Origin of the sequence: Niallia sp. FSL W8-0954, assembly GCF_038005605.1 — a bacterium.
Lineage (GTDB): Bacteria > Bacillota > Bacilli > Bacillales > Cytobacillaceae > Niallia > Niallia circulans_A.
The window spans coordinates 4446174-4469998 of sequence record NZ_JBBOTN010000001.1 but is presented as its reverse complement, the minus strand read 5'-3'; the positions used below and the strand labels follow the sequence as shown (position 1 = coordinate 4469998).

The following is a 23825-nucleotide window of genomic DNA, read 5'->3' as shown; positions in this document are numbered from 1 at the left end:
TAAATGGAATCGTCTTGCAATCACTGAAAGACGGTTCCTACATCTTAGAAACGAACAAAGGGAAAGTGAAGTGAACTACCATGTCTCTTGGACATATATTTTTAGTATTAATCCCCATCTTTTTTACCATTATTTTAGGATATTTAGGTGGCTATTTAAACATATTTAATGCTGATTCCTCAAAAGGTCTCAATACATTAGTAACAAAATTTGCACTGCCTGCGCATTTATTTATTGGAATTACAACCACATCGAAGCAAACATTAATCGATCAATGGCCGTTCTTCTTAAATATGTTTCTTGGTATTATTGGTTTTTATGTCATATTACTAGTTATTATGAAGTTTATTTTTAAATATGATGTTACAAAAGCTTCGATGTTCTCGTTAAATTCTACGCAGCCAGCATTTGCCTTTATGGGAATTTCTGTGCTTGGTAGTTTATTCGGACAACAAGAAGTAGCTATTCCTATTGCGATTACAGGAATTGTAGTTAATGCCATCTTAGATCCTTTAGCAACAATTGTTGGGAATATTGGAGAAAGCAATAAAGGGAAAACAAAGGATGAGAAGGGAAGCACACTAGGTATTATTTTGCATGGATTAAGTGAACCACTTGCTTGTATTCCATTACTAGCAGTTGTATTGACACTCTTTGGTTTTCACTCACCAGAAATAATACAAAGTGCGCTTAATCAAATTGGCTCCGTAACGTCTGGCGTTGCTTTATTTGCGGTAGGGGTAACCGTAGGTATACGCAAAATTAATTTCCAAGGAGTTGCTTTTGGTATTTCGCTATTAAAAGTAATAGTGCTTCCATTATTTATGATATTGGTCGCTCATCTAGTAGGGTTAAGCCATGCCGATACCGTAAAAGCTATTTTATTAGTAGCATTTCCAGGATCAGCCGTTGCAGCGATGATTTCAACTAGATTTGATTCATTAACAACGGAAACAGCATCATCTTTTGTGATAAGCACTATATTATCATTAATTACATTACCAATCTTTATAACCTGGTTGATTTAAAAGAAGAAAAGGAAGCAGAAGGGGATCTTACTGCTTCCTTTTCTTCTTTTAATGGTGACAGGCACCACAAAAAGACATTCTATCAATTTTGTCCATCTGAGAAGTACAAAACTATGCATTGAAGGAGTTTCCAATCATATGGAGGCTCTTTTTCTGCTTTTGATTAAATAAATAGAATCTTTATTACTATAAATATAGAAAAATATGGATTATATTCCTAATATATAGAAGGAAATAGGTAAATATAGTATGATAGCAACGGAGGGGAAAATGATGAAAAAAAGTAGAAAGATAATATCTATTTTTATGGCGTTGCTATTAGCTTTTGGTTTATCATCAAATGTTTTAGCAAACAGTAATGAAATGCAGCAATCATCTTTAAAGAATGGACAGATTCAAACAAGCATTACTAAGCAGGAGAATCTTTGTAAGAATAATAAGGGGAATCAGAATTATTTGAATCCTAATGACTATCCATTAATTAAACAAGGTAGTTTTATTGACTCGTTGGTTGATAGTGTGGGAAGCACGCACTTGCTTACATATTCTTCTACTACCGAATATACGGACTCGAAAATGGAAGTCTCCCTTAAGATAGAAAACGACGATAATTACAAAGACCCTTATTTGGATGTGAATTTTTACACAGCTAACAATGGAGAAATAGCTTATATAGGTACTTCCACTAGCTATTTGGGATCATATTCAGGGGTTGTATCTTTAGGAATAACTTTGGATAAATCACTGTATCAGGAAGATCCATATATTTATATGAGAATTGGTACATATAGTAGTAATGATGATAGCTATTACTCAGATTCCACTTATTTCAAAGTAGTGAATCCTTTTTATAATGGGGCCTCAGAACCGCCCGATGGTCGTTACTTTGAGTTAATTAGTAATGAATCCCCTGATGAAAATAACTATGAATCTACTGGTTATTTTCAAATAAACAATGAGGAGTATAGCTTTAATAAGAAGATGGATCAAGATGCTTACAAACTGGACTTTGTAAAACCGTTTGATCCAGAAACAAGTGATAGTAGAAAGCTCAACAAAAATATGCGCTCCATTCAAAAAAGCTATCAGGTTGGGGCAAATAAGAGCTTTTGGGTAACAAATGTAGAAACAAATCAAGATTATCAGTTAACTGCAAGCCTGCTTTACAGTGGGAAACATGCGAATGTCTGGGTTCATAATAACCAGCTTTCTAAACAGCAGGCGGAACAATTAGGGAAAGAATTCGATGATAAAATTTATACATCAGATGTCACGAATTTTGGAAATGAATCAGATGTGGATGGGGATGGAAAGGTAAATATTTTTACCTATGATATACAGGATGGCTTTAGTGGCAGCGGCGGTTATGTTGCAGGATACTTTTCACCGCAAGATCTGTATGCTTACTCTACATCCAATCGCTCAGAAATCTTTTATATCGATACCTATCCGCTCATGGGAATGTATTCGTCAAAAGATGTGTCTGCGGCCTATTCTACTCTTGCCCATGAATTTGAGCATATGATTAACTATAATCAAAAAGTATTTGTTCAAGGCGAGACTAGTATGGATGTCTGGATGGATGAGGGATTAGCGATGGCTGCCGAGCAAATCTATCTAGGAGAAGCACTTCAAAGCAGAATTGATTATTATAACAGTGCTTCAAGCATAACAAATGGACACTCCCTAATCTATTGGGATTATTATGGCGATACGTTAGCCAACTATTCCTTATCTTATTTATTTATGCAATATGTGAAAGAGCAAGCAGGACAAGGAAATCAGATTTTTAAGCAAATCATTAACAATAAGAACTCAAATTATCTTGCTATAGAAGAAGTCATGCAAAAATATACTTCTAACATTACATTTGGCCAATTGATGACAAACTTTAGAGGAGCACTCACATTAAAAGAAGATTCAGGTCCTTATGGCTTTAAAGGAAATGCCTCATTTGATTCAATTAAAGAAAAGCTATACAACGGCAATTACACATACTTACAGGGTGGCGGAGCAATCGTTAAAGCGATTCAATCTGAAAAGGAATTTACGGTACCGGCAAGTAAGGGGCAAAACATTACGTATACTCTTTTAACAAAGAAAGATGCAGCGATTGTGAAACCTGCAACACCTAGTGTAACTGAAATAGGAGATTCTGATCTTGTAGTGAGAGGCAAGGCGGATAAGAATACTGCCATAGTCATCGCGAAAAATAAATCGGTATTAGCAACGGGCTATTCCGATTCTAATGGTTCCTTTGCTGTTTCTATCCCGCGCCAAGCAGCAGGCACCAAGCTAGTTGTTTACGCAGAGAGAAATGGAGTGAAGAGTGAAGAGACAACCGTTACAGTCAAGGACAAAACGGCCCCACCATTACCAAAGGTGAATAGTGTCAGTGATTCTGCAACAGTTGTTACAGGTACAGTAGAGGCGAAGGCAAAAGTTACGGTGAAAGCTGGTTCCACAATATTAGGGCAAGCAATGGCTGATGAAAAAGGTGCTTTCCAAGTAAAGATTGTTAAACAAAAGGCGGGTACGCAGCTAATAATCTATGCAGAAGATGCGGCGAAAAATAAAAGTAAAGAAGTAGTAGTAAAAGTAGTAGACAAAACGGCTCCTGTTATTTCGAAGGTTAATCCTGTTGGTGATACGGCGACCTCGGTAACAGGGATAACAGAAGCAAAAGCAATAGTAACCGTAAAAGCAGGCAGCAAAATTTTAGGAAAAGCGACAGCAGATACAAAGGGTGCTTTCCAAGTAAAGATTGCTAAACAAAAGCTTGGCACTAAGCTAACAGTCTATGCAGAAGATGCAGTGAAAAATAAAAGTAAAGAAGTAGTGGTAAAAGTAGTAGACAAAACGGCTCCTTCTTTATCAAAAGTAAATAGCGTAAGCGACTCTGCAACAGCGGTAACAGGTAAAACAGAAGCAAAAGCAACAGTAACCGTAAAAGCAGGCAGCAAGACATTAGGGAAAGCAGCAGCGGATGCAAAAGGGACGTTTAAAGTGAAAATTGCGAAGCAAAAGGCAGGCACTAAGCTAACAGTCTATGCAGAAGATGCAGTGAAAAATAAAAGTAAAGAAGTAGTGGTAAAAGTAGTAGACAAAACGGCTCCTTCTTTATCAAAAGTAAATAGCGTAAGCGATTCGGCAACAGCGGTAACAGGTAAAACAGAAGCAAAAGCAACAGTAACCGTAAAAGCAGGCAGCAAGACATTAGGGAAAGCAGCAGCGGATGCAAAAGGGACGTTTAAAGTGAAAATTGCGAAGCAAAAGGCAGGCACTAAGCTAACAGTCTATGCAGAAGATGCAGCGAAAAATAAGAGTAAAGAAGTAGTGGTAAAAGTAGTAGACAAAACGGCTCCTTCTTTATCAAAAGTAAATAGTGTAAGCGATTCGGCAACAGCGGTAACAGGTAAAACAGAAGCAAAAGCAACAATATCCGTAAAAGCAGGCAGCAAGACATTAGGGAAAGCAGCAGCGGATGCAAAAGGGACGTTTAAAGTGAAAATTGCGAAGCAAAAGGCAGGCACTAAGCTAACAGTCTATGCAGAAGATGCAGCAAAAAATAAAAGTAAAGAGGTAGTGGTAAAAGTAGCGGATAAGACGGCCCCAGCCAAGCCGACTGCAAGCACCGTTACAACGAAATCTACTAGCATATCTGGAAAAGCAGAAAAAAATGCAACCGTATATGTCTATAAAGGAAAAAGCAAGCTAGGGAAAAGTGTAGCTGGAAAAAATGGTACCTATAAAATTACTATAAAAAAACAAAAAAAGCATACCGTTTTAACTATTTATGCACAAGATAAAGCGGGAAATAAGAGTAAAAAAAGAGAGATAAAAGTGAAATAGAGACAGGATCTGCACCTTCCCGCGTGGAAGGTGCTTTTGCTTGTGGGAACTACTTTGAAACCGAGAGCTTTCTCGATTAATAGTTCATTATTACAGCATTTCGATGGTTTACTAAACGACAGCTCCTACCTCTAAAGAAAATGGTAAGATAATATTAACTAGGAAAGGGAGGGGACTCATCATGTTTTCCCTAAAAGATGAGGGATTTGAATATAGTAAGACAAAACTAAAAACAGAAGTAATCGATATACATAATTTAGAAGAAGGCTTTCCTCAATTACGATTAAGATTCACATTTGACTTTGGCTCGGGAACATTTTCTCATGAGGTAACTTGGTCTAACCCTGGTATAGAAACAGCGCTGTCTCAATTGGAAAATCTCCATCTTTCTGGAGAAATTTCAGCCATTGAACCCGACATTTCATTTAGCTATCAAAAGATGGAGGAAAATCTTTATACATTTTATATTCACTTTGACAATGGAATGATTCATTCAAACATGGGAACAGACTCAGGGATTAGCCTTAGATTAATAGTTCATAGACAGTCTTTGGTAAAGTGGACAAGGCAGATAACCAAACTATTACAGTATTCATAATAATCCTTCCTCCCTCATCCCCATTCCAGATGAGGATATTTTTGCATGACTCATACTATGTTATAATATCTGAAAATAAAAAATATTGTCATATTTTCTGACAATATGATAGATTTCCAAAAAAGTTAATAGTATTATACGTTTATGCTACTTCATTTTGAAACATCGTTCCGTTCAGTGAAACAATGCGGTTAGAAGGACATATAAAGATTATTTTAGGAGAGGAGCAGGTTTTGATAGAGAGATGACAGAATAGAAGGGATCATATTTAAGTTAAGGGGAGGAGTTATTCAGTGAATATAAAAGCATATGAAAATTCAGAGGTACCGGAAAAGAAGATAACGGGTTATCAATGGAAAACGCTATGGTCTTCAACGGTTGGATATGCCATGGATGGGCTAGATATGATGATTTTGGCTTATACGCTGCCGCTCATTATTGCTTTTTTTGGCATTAATCAAGCGCAGGCGGGAAGCCTTTCTACCATTACATTGCTTGGAGCTGTAATTGGTGGAATTGTATTTGGAGTAATGGCGGATAAATTTGGGCGAGTACGGGTGTTTACTTGGACTATTTTAATATTTTCTGTTTTTACAGGTTTATGTGCTTTAGCTCCTAATTTAGAAACATTTGCGATCTTCCGCTTTTTAGCTGGTTTAGGGCTTGGGGGCGAATTTGGAATTGGGATGACGCTTGTCAGTGAGACTTGGCCGAAGAAATATCGCTCTCGTGCTACATCTGTTGTAGCGGTCGGATTTCAGTTAGGGATTGTTCTTGCAACTTTAACGGTATTGTTTATTGCACCGAAATTCGGGTGGCATGGTGTATTCCTTGCAGGGGTAGTACCAGCGATTTTTGCTTTTTGGTCCCGCAAAAATTTAAAGGAACCAGAGATTTGGACAAAACTTAAAGAAGAAAATAAAAATAAGATTGCCATTGGACAATTATTTGCTTCAAAGGAAACAACGAAGATAACGATTGGCTTAATTATCGCCACAAGTGTTCAAAACTTTGGCTTTTATGGCATTATGACGTGGATGCCGACGATGCTTGCTTCGGAACTAGGTTACAATTTTAATAAAACAACTTTATGGACGGTAACAACGATTGTCGGGATGATATTAGGGATTTTAATCTTTGGTTATTTGGCAGACAAAATTGGACGCAGACCATCGTATATCACTTTCCTGATTGCGGCGGCAATTATTGTTTGGGTCTATTTCCAAGTAACATCGACAGCAGCTTTATTGCTTCTTGGCGGCGTATTAGGATTCTTTGTAAATGGGATGATGGGTGGATATGGAGCCCTGCTAGCAGAGCATTATAATACAGAAGTCCGTTCCACTGCAGAAAACATTATTTTTAATGTAGGGAGAGCAATCGCGGGATTTGCGCCATTTATTATTGGTTATATTTCTCTTAATCATTCTTTAAGCTATGCACTTAGCTTATTGTCCGGTGTTTACATTTTATCTGCATTAGCATTTATCTTTTTAATTCCAGAATCAAAGGATAAAGAGATTGTTTAAGAATTAAGGTTACAATCTATATTTTAAGAGAGAAGGATGTTTTGATGACACCTTCTCTAATTTTAAAAAAATGGAACATTGTTCCGCTCAGAGAAACTTATTTTAAAAGGGGAGACATGGCTTGGAATGGTTAAATCGTTTTACAGATGTAATGGACTGCCTCTCCTCTAATGCCAATATAGGGATGGGTGTCAGTGAACTTGCGAGAGAGACGGATTTAAGTAAGGGTACGATTCATCGAATGCTTACAAGTATGTGTGAACATCAGCTTGTTGTCCAAGATAAAACGACTAAACAATATTATCTAGGACCGAAAACGATGCTGTGGGGCAGTCAGTTTTTAAGGTTGCAGGATCCGATTAAACTACTGGGCAGATATGGGGAAAAATTATCTATTGAGACTAATCTCTATACCTTCATTTGTCGTTATCATGGAGGCGATGTCTATTGTGTCTACACCCATCAGCCATCAGATCTGCGCAATAAATATTTTGTTCATGTGGGACAGCGGATGCCAATTCATAGTGCCGCGGCAGCAAAAGTAATTTTGGCGTATCAAGAGGAAGCGATAGTTGAGAGAATGGTGCATGAGACACCCTTTGAAGCTACCACCCCCTATACGAAAACAAATCCTCTCGACATCAAAAAAGAATTAAAAGAAATCTATCATTCCCAACTAGCATTTTGCATTGAAGAATTGGAAATGGGGGTATCTGCTATTTCCGCGCCAATATTTTATGATGATAAAAAAACGAATGTCAGCATCAGCATTGTTGGCGAAAGTGACTATATTGCGATGCAGCAAGCAACATTAGTGAAACAAATAAAAGAAGTGGCCAAAGAGGCAAGTGAACATATGAAATCTATGCATCTATTAAGTTCTATTCGCTTATAAAGAGAAGGGCGGAGCTCCATGGCCCATAATCAAGGAGATAGAAAGATGGATCGAAAAAGAAGATACGAAGAACTGTTGAATAATATGAATCAATATAATTCGGGAACGAAAGGAATCACCAGAGTGGCCTTTACAAATGAGGAGCAGGCATGCAGTCATGCTTTTATGCGTTTGTGCAAAAATGAGGGCCTAGAAATTAGAATGGATTATTGCGGCAATATTATTGCGAGAAGAGAAGGAAAGCACAAAGATCTTCCGCCAGTTGTCATAGGATCCCATCTAGATACCGTTTACCAAGGCGGTAAATACGATGGCGTAGTAGGAGTTACAGCAGGTTTAGAAGTGATAAAACGCCTCAATGAACAAAATCTGGAAACGGAACATCCGATTGAAATTATTTCTTTCGCCTGTGAAGAATCGTCTCGATTCGGAGTATCAACGGTTGGCAGCAAGGCGATGGCAGGAACACTGCAAAAGGAGAAGTATCAACATCTGAAGGATAAGGATGGAATTACCTTTGAAAAAGCTCTTTCCCTTTGTGCCTTGCGATTTGATCAATTGGATTTGGCAAGCAGAGCGACAGAACGTTTTCAAGCATTCTTTGAATTACATATTGAGCAAGGTCCGATTCTGATGAATACCAATAAGAAAATTGGGATTGTAACAGGGATTGCCGCACCCGTCCGCTTCATTATTGAAGTAAAAGGCGCTGCTTCTCATTCTGGGACAACACCGATGAATATGCGCAAGGATGCATTGCTTGGGGCAAGTGAACTAGCGCTCGCTTTAGAAGAAGCAGCGAAAGAAGAACAGCATAACGGGACCGTCGCCACAATCGGGGTGCTTTCCATTCTAATGGGGGCGATGAATGTGGTGCCAGGTACAGTCGAAATGAAAGTCGATATTCGCTCCACTTCGACTGCCTCTAGAAATAAAGTACTCACCGCTCTTTTAAAAAAAATGGAGGATGTTCAGGAAAGACGAGGTTTAACGATAACTTCACAGGAGATTAGCAAGGAAGAGCCTGTTCAGTTATCGAAAGAGCTTACTCTTCAAATAGAAAAAATTTGTCTGGAAAAAAAGCTTCCTTATCAATGGATGCAAAGTGGCGCTGGGCATGATGCCATGAATATGACTTCCTTCGGTCCGGTTGGGTTAATCTTTATTCCGTCCTTAAACGGAATTAGTCATCATCCAGATGAACATACCGATTTAGACGATATTTTAATCGGTATTGATGTGTTAGAGGCAGCTGTATTACAGCAGGCAATAGCAGTGTATTAATTAAAGAAAGGAGAGAAAAAGGATGGCAGTGAAAGCAGAAATAATATTTAACAAGCAAGTAAGCAAGCGATATTTTCATTTAAAAGTAAAAGTTCCCAATCAGCAGCTATTCCCAGTTCAAGCGGGTCAATTTTTTCATATCAAATGCTGTGAAGGACCTAAGCCCTTGTTACGCAGACCACTTAGTATTTTTCGCATCAATGAAGCAGAAAGCACATTGGAGTTTCTTTATTTAGTAAAAGGGGTTGGGACGAAGGCTTTAGCGGAGCGAAAGTCGGAAGAGACGCTGGATATACTTGGTCCATTAGGGAAGGGATTCAGTATAGCGGAAGGAAGTGAAAATATTCTTATTGTTGCTAGAGGTGTAGGAATTGCCACCCTTTCCGCTCTTGCTTTCAAGCTGAAAAGTAAGAATGCTTCGTGTTTTGCGATTGTCAGTGCTAGAACAAAAGAAGATTATTTAGTGGAAGCGGAGTTAAAGGCAGCTGGTGTGGAGGCTGTGTTTGTAAATGATGAAGCTGGAACGAGTGATCCTAGTTGTGTAAAACTTTTAGCAGAAACATGGATAAGTGAAAAAAAGATAGATAGTATCTATACATGTGGATCAAGAAGACTATCTAAATTAATGAAGGAATTAGCATATGAACATCGGCTTTTTGCGGAAATCGCCTTGGAAGAAAATATGGGATGCGGGATTGGTTCTTGCTATGGATGTGTCTGTCAGATTGAAGAAGAGGAACGCATCCGACCGGTCCGGATTTGTATGGAAGGACCAGTCTTTCCATTAGAAAAGGTGGTATTTGCATGAGTGGCTTGGAAGTAACATTAGGCAATCTTCATTTGAAAAATCCGGTTATGCCAGCGTCTGGAACATTTGCGGAACAAATGACTAATTATATTGATATTAATCAGATTGGGGCCATTATTCCCAAAAGCATTACCAAAAATCGGCGAACAGGCAACTCTACCCCTCGTATTTGTGAAACAAAGGCTGGTGGCATGATTAATTCGATTGGGATTCAAAGTGAGGGATTAACGTATTTTAAAGAAAAGACAATCCCCTTTTATGCAGCTTTTTCGACTCCTCTTATCCCTAGTGTGTCAGCAGACAGCATCGAGGAATTTGTGGAGGTTAGCGCAGAGCTCGGTGCTATGGACGAGGTGGATGCCATTGAATTAAATATTTCCTGTCCCAATTTGAAAAATAATGGGATGGCGTTTGGCATGGATCCATCCATCTCGCATGAATTAGTAAGCAAGGTACGAAAGACGACAAATAAGCCGCTCATTCCGAAGTTATCTCCTAATGTAACAAGTATTGTGGAGATTGCCAAAGCTTGTGAAGCAGCCGGCGCCGATATTTTAACAGTTTCCAACACATTTTTGGCTATGTCTATTGATGTTCATACTAGAAAACCGAAGATCAGCAATGTAATGGGCGGCTATTCCGGCCCAGCTATTTTGCCCCTCGTTGTCAGAATGGTTTACCAAGTGTATCAGGCAACTTCCCTTCCGATTATAGGATGCGGAGGCGTCATGAATGGAGAGGATGCCATCGAATTAATGCTCGCCGGTGCGTCCGCTGTACAAATTGGCACAGCTTCCTTTGTCGATCCAGAAGCAATGATAACGATCCGCGACGAAATGGAAGCCTATATGCAGGCACATGGAATAAAGGATATACAAGAGATTATTGGTGGAGTGGTGGTTCGGTAGTCGGATGTAGGGGTGTTTGGCTGATAAGCAAGGCGTTTTGGCTGATACCTCCCAAGGTTTGGCTGATAAGCAAGGCGTTTTGGCTGATACCTCTCAAGGTTTGGCTGATAAGCAAGGCGTTTTGGCTGATACCTCCCAAGGTTTGGCTGATAAGCATGCCATTTTGGCTGATACCTCCCAAGGTTTGGCTGATAAGCAAGGCGTTTTGGCTGATACCTCCCAAGGTTTGGCTGATAAGCAAGGCGTTTTGGCTGATACCTCTCAAGGTTTGGCTGATAAGCATGCCATTTTGGCTGATGCCTCCCAAAGTTTGGCTGATATCTTCGCCGCATTGGTTGATAAATCGATTTTTTCATATAAAAAAGGAGTGGAGAGTATGTTGTGGGATCATGTTATTAAAAACGGCTATTTATATACCGGAAATGGATTTGAAAAAGGGCATCTCTATATTAAAGATGGAAAGATTGCGGCCATCACTCAGGATGAATTAGCGGGAGAAGTGGTAGAGGTATCAGATGGAGAAGGGTTATATGTGTGTCCGGGCTTTATGGATACCCATATACATTCAAGGGATCCAGGTCCAACGTATAAAGAAGATTTTTATTATAGCACCCAAGCTGCAGCGGCAGGTGGGATTACGACTGTGTTTGAAATGCCGAACACTAATCCTCCTATTAATAATGTCGAAAATTTTGAGAAACAAAAGAAAAATCTCACGGCTAAAGCACATGTGGATTTCGCTATATGGGGAATTTGCTTAGGGGATGCTAACCGAGAGGATATCGTTCCACTGCATCATGCTGGGGTTATTGGCTTTAAGTTTTTCTGGGGCTATGCCATTAATAAAGAGACTTATCAGTTGATGTATAACTATAAGGATGGAGACGAAGGCGTCATTCCGCCGCTTTCAGATGGAGAGGTCTATAGTATTTTCCGAGAAGTTCAAAAAACGGGACAAATTCTTGCTATTCATGCGGAAAATAATCAAATAATTCAACGGCTGACAGAGGAAGTAGAAGCTTCCGGGAAAAGAGATTATGAGGCACTTCTGCAAGGACGCCCGAACTTAGCAGAGGAAATGACCATTCAATCTGGGATTGCATTGGCGAAAAGTCTTGGCACTAGACTGCATATTCTTCATGTAAGTACAGGAGAAGGGGTAAAGTTAATAAGACAAGCGCAAGCAGATGGCTATACAAATATTACATCAGAAACATGTCCGCATTATCTCTTTTTATTCAATGAGGATTATGCAAGAGTTGGCCCGCAGATGAAGGTATATCCGCCTATTAAATATAAAAAGGATCAGGAAGAGCTGTGGAGAGGGATTCAAGATGGTACCGTAACGGTTGTCTGCTCCGACCATGCTCCTCATACCGAGGAAGAAAAGGATGGCAGCTTATGGGATATTCCTGCTGGAATGTGTGGGGTTGAAACATTAGCACCGCTACTATTAAACGCAGTAAGTGAAGAGAAAATCTCTTTAGTCGATGCCTGTAAACTCCTTTCCGAAAACCCAGCAAGGCAATATGGAATCTATCCGCAAAAAGGATCATTACAAGTAGGAACCGATGCAGATATTACCATAGTAGATATGAAGAAAAAACATACTATTAAAAGAGAAGAGCTCCACAGTAAAAGCAAGGTAACAGCATACGACCTAACTCCTATTACAGGAATGCCAGTCGCCACCATTGTCCGCGGAACAAAAGTAATGGAAAACGGCCAAATTATCAGTCAACCAATTGGAAGAATCGTGGTGCCAGGAGGGAATGAGAGGGACGGTTCTTCTTTCCAGCTTAGGAGCATAGGTGATTTGTGATTGCTTCTATTAAAGTTTTGTAGATAAAAAGACAGTATCGAAAAACAGGAGGAGAGCGGGAAAAATGAATAAAAAAGAGAAGCTAGATTCTTTTATAAAACTATACCACCTAATCAACTTTTACTACGAAAACCGTGACCGCCCAGCAGATGGAGAATTCGACTTCTTTGAAGAAGTAAAAGCCAATTGTGAAACATTAGAAATTGATTACGATGCGTTTATCCAGGAACTTCGATTGCAACGCTTGTGAGGGGGAGAAGGGAATCAGAGGGAAGGCTCTGGATTCCCCTTTTCTAAAGGATTTTATGACTTATTGGAGTTTTTTTCCGTTAAACTTAATCATCAATAATAATAAAAGTATTGATCCAGTTTTTTTAAGCAATTATTAAGGAACTGAAAATGATGGTTAACATCAACTTTACTTATAAAGCTTCACTGTATCCTCCAAAAATTTTAAGTATTCAGCAATAAAAGCTTTAGGCTTTATAATTTTCACCTTATTACCGAATCCCGCTAAAAACTGGTAGGCAAATGGATTCATAGGCAATTCAATAGTGGCAAGATAACTTTCTGAATTCCTCTTGTTAACAGCGTTCTTGCCATATCTCTCGATAAATTGATCTCTGACTGAAACGTCTATCAATAGCTGTACATTAACTAAATCTTGTTGTTCATTATGCTGCTTTTCTGCTTCCAATACCTTATCAGTTCTCGGTATAAAAAAACCGCCTTTGTTGATATTAGTCATCCTCGTCAATTTAAAGGTTCGATAATCTTCCCGTTCTAAACTATAACCAAAAAGGTACCAATGCATTTCTCGCAAATGCATCTTATAAGGTTCTACAACTCTGGAAGTTATATTTCCTATTGAATCTACATACTCAAATTTTACTAACCAGTTATTTTCCATTGCTTGTTTTATTAATAAAACATCTTCATCTATTTGACTTCTTCCTTTCCAATCATAAAAAGTTACATCTAATTTTGGAGATATATTTGCACTGGTCATTCCTTTGATTTTTAGAATAGTCGTTTGAATTTCTTGATTTGTAATCAGCTGCTCAAAACCACCTAAAGCTATGAGTATATTTTCAATATCCTTCTGATTTAGTAATCGTTTATCGAATTTATACTCATCCATTAGTGCATATCCACCTTCAGCACCATATTTCGCATAAATAGGGATGTTTGCATAGCTTAATGCTTCCATATCACGTTGAATCGTTCGTTTCGTTACATGAAAAAGTCGACTAAATTCTGATGCGGAAACAACTTCTTTTTGTAATAAGATCATTACTATTGATATAAGTCGCTCAATTTTTTTCATTTTCTCCTCCTATATACGACATATAGTTGTCGCTTATGTCCTATTATACTTTAAATATAAAAAGGAGGAATTAAATATGAAAGCAATAGGTTATTTACAATTCGATGGAAAAGCAGAAGAAGCGATAGACTTCTATGAAAAGGCATTACATGCAACAAATGTAAAAAAGGTGAGATTTGGCGCTTTTGGTCAAGATCCTAATGCTCCATTAACGGAAGAAGAGCAAAACATGATTATGGAATCTCGTATTGAGTTTTCAGGGAATATTCTAATGATTTCTGACGTCCTGCCTTTTATGCAAGTTATAACGGGCGAAATCGTAAAAGGGAATACCGTCTTAATCAGTATTATTGATGCAGATCAAAATAGGAATCAGCAAATATTTGAAAAGCTTGCAGAAGATGGTACTGTAATCATGCCGTTAGCTTCTACACCATGGTCAGCAAGTTTCGGAATGGTAGTGGATAAGTACGGGGTAACGTGGAAATTTAACAGTGAGGCGAGTAAATTTCTAAATAGTTTTAAGTAGGCATCAGGCTATACAAAAATTGTACTAATAGTTCTTTGTAAATAATCCCCTATCTATTTTCTAATAGATAGGGGATTATTTTTTGCTGTGATTTTCTAAAAGTAGAATGTGCTTCGGTAGGCAAGTCTTGCAGTATAATAACTGCTAGAGTACCATTAATTAAAAATAAATTAGATGAGGGGATAATAATTTGAAAAAAGAAGTAGTAATCTTAATTGCGATTGTAATACTTGTTGTCATAATTTATGGGTTTATCGATTGGAGAGGAAAAACAGAGGATAGAGAGACAGAACCCAAAATAAACCAAGAGCAAGAAACTGGAAACCAATCCATTTATGTTTCTCCAACAGGAAATGATCGAAATGATGGAAGTAAGGAACATCCCTTTCAAACATTAAAAAAGGCGACAGATAAAGCGGTAGCAGGAACAACTGTTTATATACGTGAGGGTATTTACAAAGAACCGCTCACGGTTAAACATAGTGGAAAAAAAGAACTTCCGATTGTCTTTCAAGCCTATGACCAAGAGGAAGTAATAATTAGCGGTGTGGAGAAGGCAGAAAAAGAAGAGGAGACATCTCTAATAACCATTCAGAATAAAAATTATGTTTCTATTAAAGGATTAATAATGGAAGACCTATCTACTAGTCTTGCTGATGAAACAGTCATGGGAATATATATAGCAGGGTCAAGCAGTCATATTGTGATAGAGAACAATGTAGTAAGAAAAATCAGCACCATGAACGAGGATGGGAATGCACACGGAATAGCAGTTTATGGAACAGAGGGAATTAAGAATATTGTCATTCGCAATAATGTGGTCCAAGATTTAAAGCTTGGAGCAAGTGAAGCACTTGTCTTAAATGGTAATATAGACGGATTTATCATTGAAGGGAATACAGTTCGTAATAATGATAATATTGGCATTGATCTAATTGGATACGAAGGCACGGGAAAAAAGGATGACTTCACCCGTAATGGAATGATCAGAAATAATATAGTATATAATAATTCTTCATTTGGTAATCCCGCTTATGGAGATGATTATAGTGCAGCGGGGATATATGTAGATGGCGGCAAAAATATAAAAGTGAAAGCTAATACGATTTATCTTAATGACCTTGGGATTGAGGCAACATCTGAGCATCGAAAGAAGTATGCAGATAATATTGAGATTACCCACAACATAGTTTATGAAAATGTTTATACCGGTATATCTATTGGGGGATATGACGAAGAGCGTGGCGGTACTACCAACACTATTATTGCAAAAAATATTCTCTATCAAAATGATACAAAGGGGTTAGAGGGGGGACAGCTGCTTCTGCAATATGATACCAAAAAGAATACCATCCAACAAAATATCATGACAACTAGTTCTTCACAGTTATTTATCGTTAATGAATTTCAAAAAAATGTAGATAATCGACTAGTGAAAAATATTTATCATAAAGAAGAGAACAAACAGGGAAGATGGATCTGGAAAGGAGAAGAATATACAGATTTTATAGATTTTAAAGAAGCCTCCAACAGTGATAAGCAATCCATGTATATTGATCCAAAATATAAGAATCCCTTAAACCATGACTTTGACTTGAAACCAAATTCCCCTGTTTACGATATTTTGAGTGAATGAGTAAGAAAGCAGGGGGGGCTTCTGCTTTCCTTTTGTTCTATTGATTCCCATTTTATTCTAAATGCTTTTTGAAATACAGCTGACTACTTGTGAAAGAATATACACTTGGTTTTACACTCAATACCATTCAGAATGAAATTATACCTTTAAATAAAATAGTAATTTTGCAGTATATATAGCTAAAGTAAATGCAATCAGTCAGTAATATATGTAAGCAAGCAAACATTAAAGTTATGTAACCAATACAAATGAAATGGGGGCTTAAATAGTTGAAAACCATTTTTTTATTGAACTATGGTTCTGACTTAGAACATGAAAGAATAGATACTTTAGTCAAAGAAATGTTAATGCCATTTAGGAACCTTGGATATGATAAAATCAACAAAAATATTCCTAAGAATCCAGATGTAAAATTAATCATAGATACTTTTGACATTAATAAAGATAAACATATAGAAAACCTATATTATCTAGAAGAGTTTTATATAATAGATAAGCAGTTTGAAAGATTTAAAGAAGAATTTACAAAGTTTAATGGATGTCATCTATATTGCAGGCCGAATCACAGAGGACATTACTATATACATATTAATAATATAGAATATACTGCACGATCGTTCGTTACAATTGACAATAAAGAAATTATACTAATAGATGATGAATCAACTGATAATGAGAAATTAAGAAGAAAGGTTTATCATTTACCTGAAAATTTTCAGTCGTTTAAAATATCGCTTGATAAAATACCCAACTACGAATATAGAGAAAAAATGGTTCAAAAATGGATAAGCGAAATTATAAATTTTTAATAAAAAGGAATCTTATTTATTTTTGTAATTCCTTTTAAAATAATGAATTCTCCTAGAAAATATCCTATTAAAACCATAAAAAATTTTCATTATTTTTGATAAACTTATAATTGAATTGGAGGTTAGATGAGTATGAATGTAACGGAATTTCAGCAATGGGTAAAGGATTATTATGAAGGCAGAGGCTGGTCTGATCTAGACATATTTATTCGAATTGGCTTTTTAGCAGAAGAAACAGGTGAGGTAGCACGCGCTATAAGAGCTCTTGAAATTGGTAGAGACAGGCCAGATGAAGTAGTAGGCTCATATGAGGAAAATAAACAGGAGTTAACGGAAGAACTAGGTGATGTGCTGGGTAATTTAATAGTAATTGCCAACAAGTACAATATTCCACTAGAAGAAGTGTTTCAGTCACATAAAAAGAAACTATCTGATCGTTATTCACAAACGACAACTTCTCAATCGCTTTATTGATATTATTTCAAATATTTTCTCCCCAGTTTTAGGTTTGCTAGCTGCCACAGGTATTATCAAAGGTTTTAATGCATTATTTGTGGCATTTGGGTGGATCAGTAATGTACTAGTAAATGCTCAGACAGGCACAGTGGAGTCTACCTATGGAATCTATGCCTTATTAAAATGCGATAGGCGATGGTTTCTTCGTATTTTTGCCAATCTTCTTAGGTTATACGGCAATGAAAAAGTTTGGCGGAACACCAATGTTAGGGATGGCTATCGCTACAGCTTTGGTACACCCAACTCTTGTGGATATCAAAGCGCTTGATCCAATTATGACAGTTTTTCAAGGAACACGATTAGAATCACCAATTCAAATCGAATTTTTAGGGATTCCCGTTGTTCTAATGACTTATACATCTAGTGTTATTCCGATTATCTTAGCAACCTATTTTGCGGAAAAAGTAAAAAAATGGTTAGTAAAAGGTAATGCCAGCGGTGGTAAAAAGCTTTTTTGTTCCACTATTCACCTTGTTATTGATTGTCCCGCTAACATTCTTAATTATTTTATACGAGTTAGATAGTCTAAAAGTATGCCACTACCACCCGTAGCAAAACTGGTTGTTTTTGTTACAGTAATTTGATTTCTTATTTATGCTGTTGTTGTAAAAAACTTCAGTATATTCCGAAGAGCCATTCAATGAAATAAGGCTTATTGTGCTTTCTTGGCAGTTTTTTGAAGAAAGAATTGGTTTTGTAAAAGAAGGAGCCCAGAAGAGGTTGGGAATTGCCTGATGGTATTGTAGAAACCAAAGAGGCAATTAAAGATGCAGTAATTCAGAAAAAATATCTTTAATATGTGGTGATTAGGTATACCTGTAAGTGGGGAACTACAAACAAGTTCAGAAAAGTTTAGAAGTTGTACTTTTTATTATTGAAGAGGCTTTAAATTTGATTGAGAATAATGACTATAAAGATATATCGGAAGCTGGTTTCAATCTTTTCAGAAAGGATTCAAAAGACTTCAAGCTTTGGGATTTTTGGTTTGCTGTAATGAGAGGGAAAAGTAATAAGAGAGAGTGCTCAAAAGTCAGACTTTTGGCACTCTCTTCCTTTTCTTGGTTTATTTTTAAAAGCGTAATAAGGAAACACAAATTATGGATTACTTACCATTTCACATAATTTGAAAATATCTCATCATTAAATTGATCAGCCCCATCTACATTTGAACTCTTAAATACTGGAGGGGTAATACCAGCTTCTATTAAAAGCTGTAGAGATTCAACGATGAGAGCTTGAGCAAGGAAGCATCCAACGGCATCTGAAGTAGCTCCAGAATAAATGTCAGAGTTTGAGATCCGGAAACCAGCATCACCGATAACAGCGCCATTATCGAGTACTACATCAGCAAGTTCATAAAGTTTTTTTCCGCTCTGGTGTCTTGAAGTTACACTTTGAGAATGTTTAATGCTCGTCATAGCAATGACCTTTGCTCCCTTTTTCCTTGCCTCTATAGCCATTTCAACGGGTACAGTATTTCTTCCTGAGTTTGATACAATCATAATTACATCTTTGTCTGATACTTCATGTAAATTTAAGTACGACTTCGCAAGTCCTTCGATTCTTTCAAGATAGGTGCTTTTATTTGGGCGTTCATGCAACATTAACTCTGGAGGTAAAATAGCTGTGACTAAGGCAAGTCCACCTGCACGATTATAAATCTCTTCGGCAATCATATGAGAGTGCCCAGAACCGAATACATAAAATCTTCCACCCGACTTAACAGCTTGTGAGATGAGGTTAGCACCTTCTATAATGGCTTCTTCTTGTGTTTCTTGAACTTCCATTAAAATATTGTTAAAGAATTTACTATAATCCGCAAATAATGATCCCATTGTTCTTCCTCCATTAAAAGTTTTTATTTTTGAATTTATTACTATGATAGCTTTTAAGCTTTACCATCCATAACGATGAGTGTCCCATCCTTTTTCAATTAGAGTTTGTTGGGCATACAATAACGTCTTAGATGGTATATCTTTCTCCACTGCAACACCTGATCCGATAACGCAATTACTGCCTACTTTAGTTCCCGGCATATATAGACTCAAAATACCGGTCCGAGTAAAGTCGCCAAAATAAACAGCATTTCCAAATTTCTCAGGAATTTCTCTTCTACCATTCACCTTTTGAGTTTGAGGCAGATCATCGAAACGAGTAATACCTACTGTGACTCCAGCAGCGATATCTGTTGATTCACCTATGATTCCGAATACTTCACCAAAATGTATAAAACTGACGTTATCAAAGGTAATACCGCTAAATTCTGCACAATGTCCAATGCGATTTTTACTCCCAATGACGCTATCAGGACCTATCCTGCAAAAGTTTTCTATGCGACAATGAGAACCTATTACTACGTTTCCTTCTATAGTTACACCATTTTCAATTTTTGTATGATCTCCAATAATCGCATTTCCTTTTATCGTTACATATTTTCCTATTTCCACATGTTCTCCAAGCTTTATACATCCTTGAATATCAGCTGTCGGATGGATATTACAAGTCTCAGGAATATCATTATGTTGAAGTTTATTTGTCATAACCGATAGCGCCAGCTGATTAGCTTGCATTAGGTGCCAAGGCTTATCTATATCAATTACTCCATCTGTGACAGGATAGGATGAAACCGTATATCCTTCTTCTACTAACCATTGTAGACTTTGCTCAAATTCCATCTCGTGTTGTGGCATAACTCCTGTCGGTACATTTTTCATGAAACCTGGGTTATGGTGCAACATTCTCTTCAGCGCTTTTGTACTTAGAGCAAAGACGCCTATGAGTCGCTCTTGTACATAATGAGGACGAGGGTGACCATAAATATTCTGAACGCTGTTTCCGGTCCCTTTGGAAATTCCAAACCAATCAGGTGCAAATTCATTTGTTATAGGTTTAGATAAAATGAGTGTATCTACAGTATTAAGTTCTTTTTTATAGGCATCAACAAAACTAGTTAATCTCTCTAGAGTAATAAAGATATCTCCATACATGATCAACAAATGTTCGTCGTTAACGAGGGACACTACTTTTTCTAAACTATCTGCAGTCCCCTCAGTTACCGAGAGTTCAATAGTTTCAACTCCTTCAAAATCGCAAACAAGAGATTTAATTCTGCGTCCTAGATAACTAGTCACAATAATAATCCGGTCAAAAGACAAGCTCTTAAGATGGTTTACGAGATGAACGATATTTCCTTGGTTAGCTACTGGTAATGCTGCCTTAGGCCAATAATCATTATATGGCCACATTTTTTTTCCTTTACCTGCAGCCAATATAATAGCTGTTTTCACATCAATCACTCCGTATGTTTATTTAGTCAAAATTTAATTAAACCCTAAAAAGTAATGCATTACGTCCTTTGATTTTTTTAAATCTAATGAATCATATCCATCCATAAAGATTTACACCATAATTCGAATTTATACCTCCTTTATAAATTGATATATACCAATTCTCTTTAATTATTATAAAAATATGGTTATAATGTCAATAGAATAATCTTAAAAAAAGGAATGTGAAACATGAACAATAAAAAAACCCCTTTATATAAACAACTGAAAAAGGAAATTATACAAAAAATTGAAAGAGGGGAGTTGAAACCGGGTGATGTGTTACCACCTGAAAGAGAACTTGCAGAATTATTCGAAATGAGTCGCATGACGGTGAGGCAAGCTATTTCAGAATTGGTCAATGAATATATTCTCATAAGACGACACGGCAGCGGGACATATGTAGCTGAATCTAAAATTCCACAAGGCAGGCGTTTAAAGAGCTTCAGTGAAGATATGAGCGCGCGAGGACTGTTGCCCGGATCCAAGGTTCTAGAGAAAAGAATAATTGTAGAACCTCCTGCAAACATGATTGCTGATTTAAAATCTGAGGGAAAGATTCTTATGCTGAAGCGTTTAAGATTGGCAGATTTGTATCCTTTAGCAATTGAAACAATAATACTGCCGATTGAAAAGTTTAATAATCTTGAAAGTAGAAACTTCGAGAACGAATCGCTATATCGAATCTTAGAGGATGAATACAGTATAAAGATTACAAAGGCTCAACAAAAAATCGAGGTAAGAATGCCTACTCCTCAGGAGTCAGAATTACTTGAAATAAACTATTCTGTACCCGTCTTTCATTTTAAACAGATAACCTTTGATCAAAATAACGAAATTTTCGAGGTTGCTCATTCAGTATATAGGGGAGACAGATATGAAATAAATACTGAAATTTATAGCTAGACTATGACTACGAATCCAAAATAAGGGATTCGTATTTTTTTTTAAATTAATTTGACAAAAATATTGGGCAAATATAAAATTTATATAAATTGGTTAATACCAATTTAGGATTGGTATAAACACTAAATAATTGGTGCTCTCGTTATGTTATTGCCGATCTATGGCTCCATTTTTCCGTTTCCGGCCTGGCCATATAATTTGGTATTGATACTAGTTTTGGTCTATATCTTAGTTGGTTTCATTTTAGGATTAGTCCTAAAAAAGAAAAACGCAAAACCTTGTACAGGATGTTAGTAAAATTATTAGTTCAGATGGTTCAGAAAAAATGTAGAAAAGGTGATAAAATGAGTGGTTTGTATGGATTAGTGGATATTGGAGGAACTAAAACCCTAATTGGAATAGCCACTAATGAAAAAATTATTGGCACACGTCAGTTGATGTCTAAAACTATAGAATCACCACAAATGCTGATAGATATTCTTATGAAAGAATTCGATTCATTAATAGCTGAAACGGACCATAAATATGGAAGGTTAAACTCGGTCGGTATAAGTGTCCCGGGTCCGTTAAATCGAGAAAATGGAGTTATTCATTTCACAGGAAATTTAAAGTGGTCCAATTTTAAGATTGTGGAAGAACTAAGAAAAAGGCTCAATGATATTCCGATAATCATAGATGATGACGCTAACGCTGCTGGTATTGCAGAAGCGATTTATGGAGCAGGAAAAGGCTATAAGAATCAAATATATTTGACAGTCAGTACAGGTATTGGAGGTGCAATCATTATAGATGAAAAACTATATTATGGAAAACAAGATCTTGCGGGCGAAATCGGCCATATGACGGTATCACCAGACGGACCACCATGCTCCTGTGGGAATTTCGGTTGCCTAGAAGCTTTGGCTTCTGGAACATCTATTGCAAAAAAAGGGGAGCAATTATTGATTCAAGAGCAATCTGAAGTATTATTAGAACTTGCCGGTAAGAATTCGGTTACTGCTGAAATGGTTTTTGAGGCAGTTAGGTTGGGAGATCAAGCCTGTTTTTCTATCATCCAACAAACTTGCCGATATTTAGGGATTGGTTTGGCAAATATAATACAAATTTTCAACCCTGACGCGATAATTTTAGGAGGCGGAATTATGAATAATCAGTCAAAACTATTAATTCCATTAATAGAAAATGAAATGAATCAACGCTTGTTCAAAATTCACAGGGGTCATCTGGATCTTAAATTGGCTGCACTTAGCGGACAGAGCGGTTTATGGGGAGCGTGGCATTTAGCCAAAAATTTCCCTTCTAGTGCGGAGAGAAACTCATCATGCCATATTTAATAGTAAATGCTGATGACTTTGGTCTTTCAAAAGGAGTAAATTACGGAATTATTGATGCACATGTAAGTGGAATTGTTACATCAACAACGCTAATGGTGAACATGCCGGTAGCGAAACATGCCTCAAGTCTAGCCAAAAAATATCCTTCTTTGGGTGTTGGAGTTCACCTCAACCTAACGGCAGGTAAACCTATTCATCAAAATGTTCCATCACTAGTCAATCAAAAGGGATATTTCCATAGCAAGAAAGAAGTTTTAAACAAGGCAAATGTAATTGAGATAGAAAAAGAACTTAGGGCACAAATTAACGAATTTTACTCTTTTGGATTGAATCCTACTCACATAGATACTCATCATAATTTACACGGCACAGAGCCAGTTTCTTCGATTGTAAAAGTTTTGGCTGAAGAGTACCGGCTGCCAATACGTCAATTAAATAAGGAAGATCCAGCGATAAACACTCTAGAGTTTTGTTCTAAATTCCATGATGATAATGCTTCTTATGAAACTTTATTGGATATTTTTGAGCGTGCAAGTGTGACCCCTTTAGAAATGATGTGTCATCCTGGTTTTGTTGATCAACAACTTTTAAATCACAGTTCTTATAACATACAAAGAATAAAGGAATTAGATATATTAACTGATCCCTTAACAATAACTGCCATTCAAAAAGCTAGGATCCAGTTAAAATCTTACAAGGAGCTCAGATGGTAATAATT

The 23825-nt window shown here is 37.0% G+C and carries 21 protein-coding genes and 1 pseudogene; 19 read left to right on the top strand and 3 right to left on the bottom strand.

The features are described from left to right. Positions 1-80: 80 nt before the first annotated feature. The 10 genes from NX902_RS21845 to NX902_RS21800 all read left to right on the top strand — a co-directional run bounded on the left by NX902_RS21845 (position 81) and on the right by NX902_RS21800 (position 12974). Positions 81-1028, top strand: a complete 948-nt coding sequence (locus tag NX902_RS21845) for an AEC family transporter (protein WP_144545747.1) — start codon at positions 81-83, stop codon at positions 1026-1028. Between the two features lie 273 nt (positions 1029-1301). After that, the gene (locus NX902_RS21840) at positions 1302-4880 is read left to right on the top strand and encodes an Ig-like domain-containing protein (protein ID WP_341160989.1); all 3579 of its coding nucleotides are present in this window, start codon (positions 1302-1304) and stop codon (positions 4878-4880) included. Positions 4881-5061: 181 nt separating this feature from the next. Further along, complete coding sequence (locus NX902_RS21835) at positions 5062-5478, top strand: hypothetical protein (protein WP_163188017.1); 417 nt, start codon at positions 5062-5064, stop codon at positions 5476-5478. A 293-nt stretch (positions 5479-5771) separates the two neighbouring features. Beyond that, entirely contained in the window at positions 5772-7007 is a 1236-nt protein-coding gene (locus NX902_RS21830; RefSeq protein WP_123258405.1) for an MFS transporter, read from the top strand. A gap of 121 nt (positions 7008-7128) precedes the next feature. After that, positions 7129-7902, top strand: coding sequence for an IclR family transcriptional regulator (locus NX902_RS21825; protein ID WP_303983707.1), 774 nt, complete (start codon positions 7129-7131; stop codon positions 7900-7902). An 18-nt stretch (positions 7903-7920) separates the two neighbouring features. Continuing rightward, the gene (locus tag NX902_RS21820; RefSeq protein ID WP_341123330.1) at positions 7921-9186 is read left to right on the top strand and encodes a Zn-dependent hydrolase; all 1266 of its coding nucleotides are present in this window, start codon (positions 7921-7923) and stop codon (positions 9184-9186) included. Between the two features lie 22 nt (positions 9187-9208). Then, positions 9209-9994 carry a dihydroorotate dehydrogenase electron transfer subunit gene (locus NX902_RS21815; RefSeq protein ID WP_303983701.1) on the top strand — a complete coding sequence of 262 codons (786 nt, stop codon included), beginning with the start codon at positions 9209-9211 and terminating at the stop codon, positions 9992-9994. Further along, positions 9991-10902, top strand: a complete 912-nt coding sequence (locus NX902_RS21810) for a dihydroorotate dehydrogenase (RefSeq protein ID WP_123260397.1) — start codon at positions 9991-9993, stop codon at positions 10900-10902. The genes NX902_RS21815 and NX902_RS21810 overlap by 4 nt, the downstream gene beginning before the upstream one ends. A gap of 16 nt (positions 10903-10918) precedes the next feature. Then, positions 10919-12724, top strand: a complete 1806-nt coding sequence (gene pyrC / locus NX902_RS21805) for a dihydroorotase (RefSeq protein ID WP_341123329.1) — start codon at positions 10919-10921, stop codon at positions 12722-12724. A gap of 64 nt (positions 12725-12788) precedes the next feature. After that, positions 12789-12974: a hypothetical protein gene (locus NX902_RS21800; RefSeq protein ID WP_144545740.1), complete on the top strand. Its 186-nt coding sequence runs from the start codon at positions 12789-12791 to the stop codon at positions 12972-12974. Positions 12975-13142: 168 nt separating this feature from the next. Here NX902_RS21800 and NX902_RS21795 read toward each other — a convergent pair whose 3' ends face one another. Next, the gene (locus NX902_RS21795; RefSeq protein WP_303983693.1) at positions 13143-14051 is read right to left on the bottom strand and encodes a helix-turn-helix transcriptional regulator; all 909 of its coding nucleotides are present in this window, start codon (positions 14049-14051) and stop codon (positions 13143-13145) included. A 76-nt stretch (positions 14052-14127) separates the two neighbouring features. On the opposite strand from NX902_RS21795, the gene NX902_RS21790 reads away from it, so the two are divergent. The 6 genes and pseudogenes from NX902_RS21790 (at position 14128) to NX902_RS21765 (ending at position 18663) form a co-directional block, all read left to right on the top strand. Then, positions 14128-14580 carry a VOC family protein gene (locus NX902_RS21790; RefSeq protein WP_303983689.1) on the top strand — a complete coding sequence of 151 codons (453 nt, stop codon included), beginning with the start codon at positions 14128-14130 and terminating at the stop codon, positions 14578-14580. Positions 14581-14770: 190 nt separating this feature from the next. Then, positions 14771-16216, top strand: coding sequence for a right-handed parallel beta-helix repeat-containing protein (locus NX902_RS21785; protein WP_303983686.1), 1446 nt, complete (start codon positions 14771-14773; stop codon positions 16214-16216). A 269-nt stretch (positions 16217-16485) separates the two neighbouring features. Beyond that, on the top strand, positions 16486-17025 hold the full coding sequence (locus NX902_RS21780) for a hypothetical protein (protein WP_303983683.1): 540 nt from the start codon (positions 16486-16488) through the stop codon (positions 17023-17025). Positions 17026-17157: 132 nt separating this feature from the next. Then, complete coding sequence (locus NX902_RS21775; RefSeq protein WP_047941978.1) at positions 17158-17499, top strand: MazG nucleotide pyrophosphohydrolase domain-containing protein; 342 nt, start codon at positions 17158-17160, stop codon at positions 17497-17499. Beyond that, positions 17480-18048, top strand: a pseudogene (locus NX902_RS21770) (PTS transporter subunit EIIC); the annotation flags it as partial. The gene NX902_RS21775 and the pseudogene NX902_RS21770, both read left to right, overlap by 20 nt. Before the next feature lie 315 nt (positions 18049-18363). Further along, positions 18364-18663 carry a hypothetical protein gene (locus NX902_RS21765; protein ID WP_171510066.1) on the top strand — a complete coding sequence of 100 codons (300 nt, stop codon included), beginning with the start codon at positions 18364-18366 and terminating at the stop codon, positions 18661-18663. On the opposite strand, the gene NX902_RS21760 is transcribed toward NX902_RS21765, so the two are convergent. Continuing rightward, entirely contained in the window at positions 18648-19376 is a 729-nt protein-coding gene (locus NX902_RS21760) for an SIS domain-containing protein (RefSeq protein WP_047941982.1), read from the bottom strand. The two genes, NX902_RS21765 and NX902_RS21760, sit on opposite strands and share 16 nt — an antisense overlap. Before the next feature lie 60 nt (positions 19377-19436). Further along, a complete protein-coding gene (locus NX902_RS21755) occupies positions 19437-20828 on the bottom strand; it encodes an NDP-sugar synthase (protein ID WP_303983680.1) in 1392 nt (463 codons plus the stop codon). A 231-nt stretch (positions 20829-21059) separates the two neighbouring features. Between NX902_RS21755 and NX902_RS21750 the strand changes: the two genes are divergently transcribed. From NX902_RS21750 to chbG, 3 genes are all read left to right on the top strand, one after another. Further along, positions 21060-21773: a GntR family transcriptional regulator gene (locus NX902_RS21750; RefSeq protein WP_303983677.1), complete on the top strand. Its 714-nt coding sequence runs from the start codon at positions 21060-21062 to the stop codon at positions 21771-21773. Positions 21774-22060: 287 nt separating this feature from the next. Next, positions 22061-23107 carry an ROK family protein gene (locus tag NX902_RS21745; RefSeq protein WP_095334365.1) on the top strand — a complete coding sequence of 349 codons (1047 nt, stop codon included), beginning with the start codon at positions 22061-22063 and terminating at the stop codon, positions 23105-23107. Continuing rightward, positions 23095-23820: a chitin disaccharide deacetylase gene (gene chbG / locus NX902_RS21740; protein ID WP_095334364.1), complete on the top strand. Its 726-nt coding sequence runs from the start codon at positions 23095-23097 to the stop codon at positions 23818-23820. Before NX902_RS21745 ends, chbG begins: the two co-directional genes overlap by 13 nt. Positions 23821-23825 lie beyond the last annotated feature (5 nt).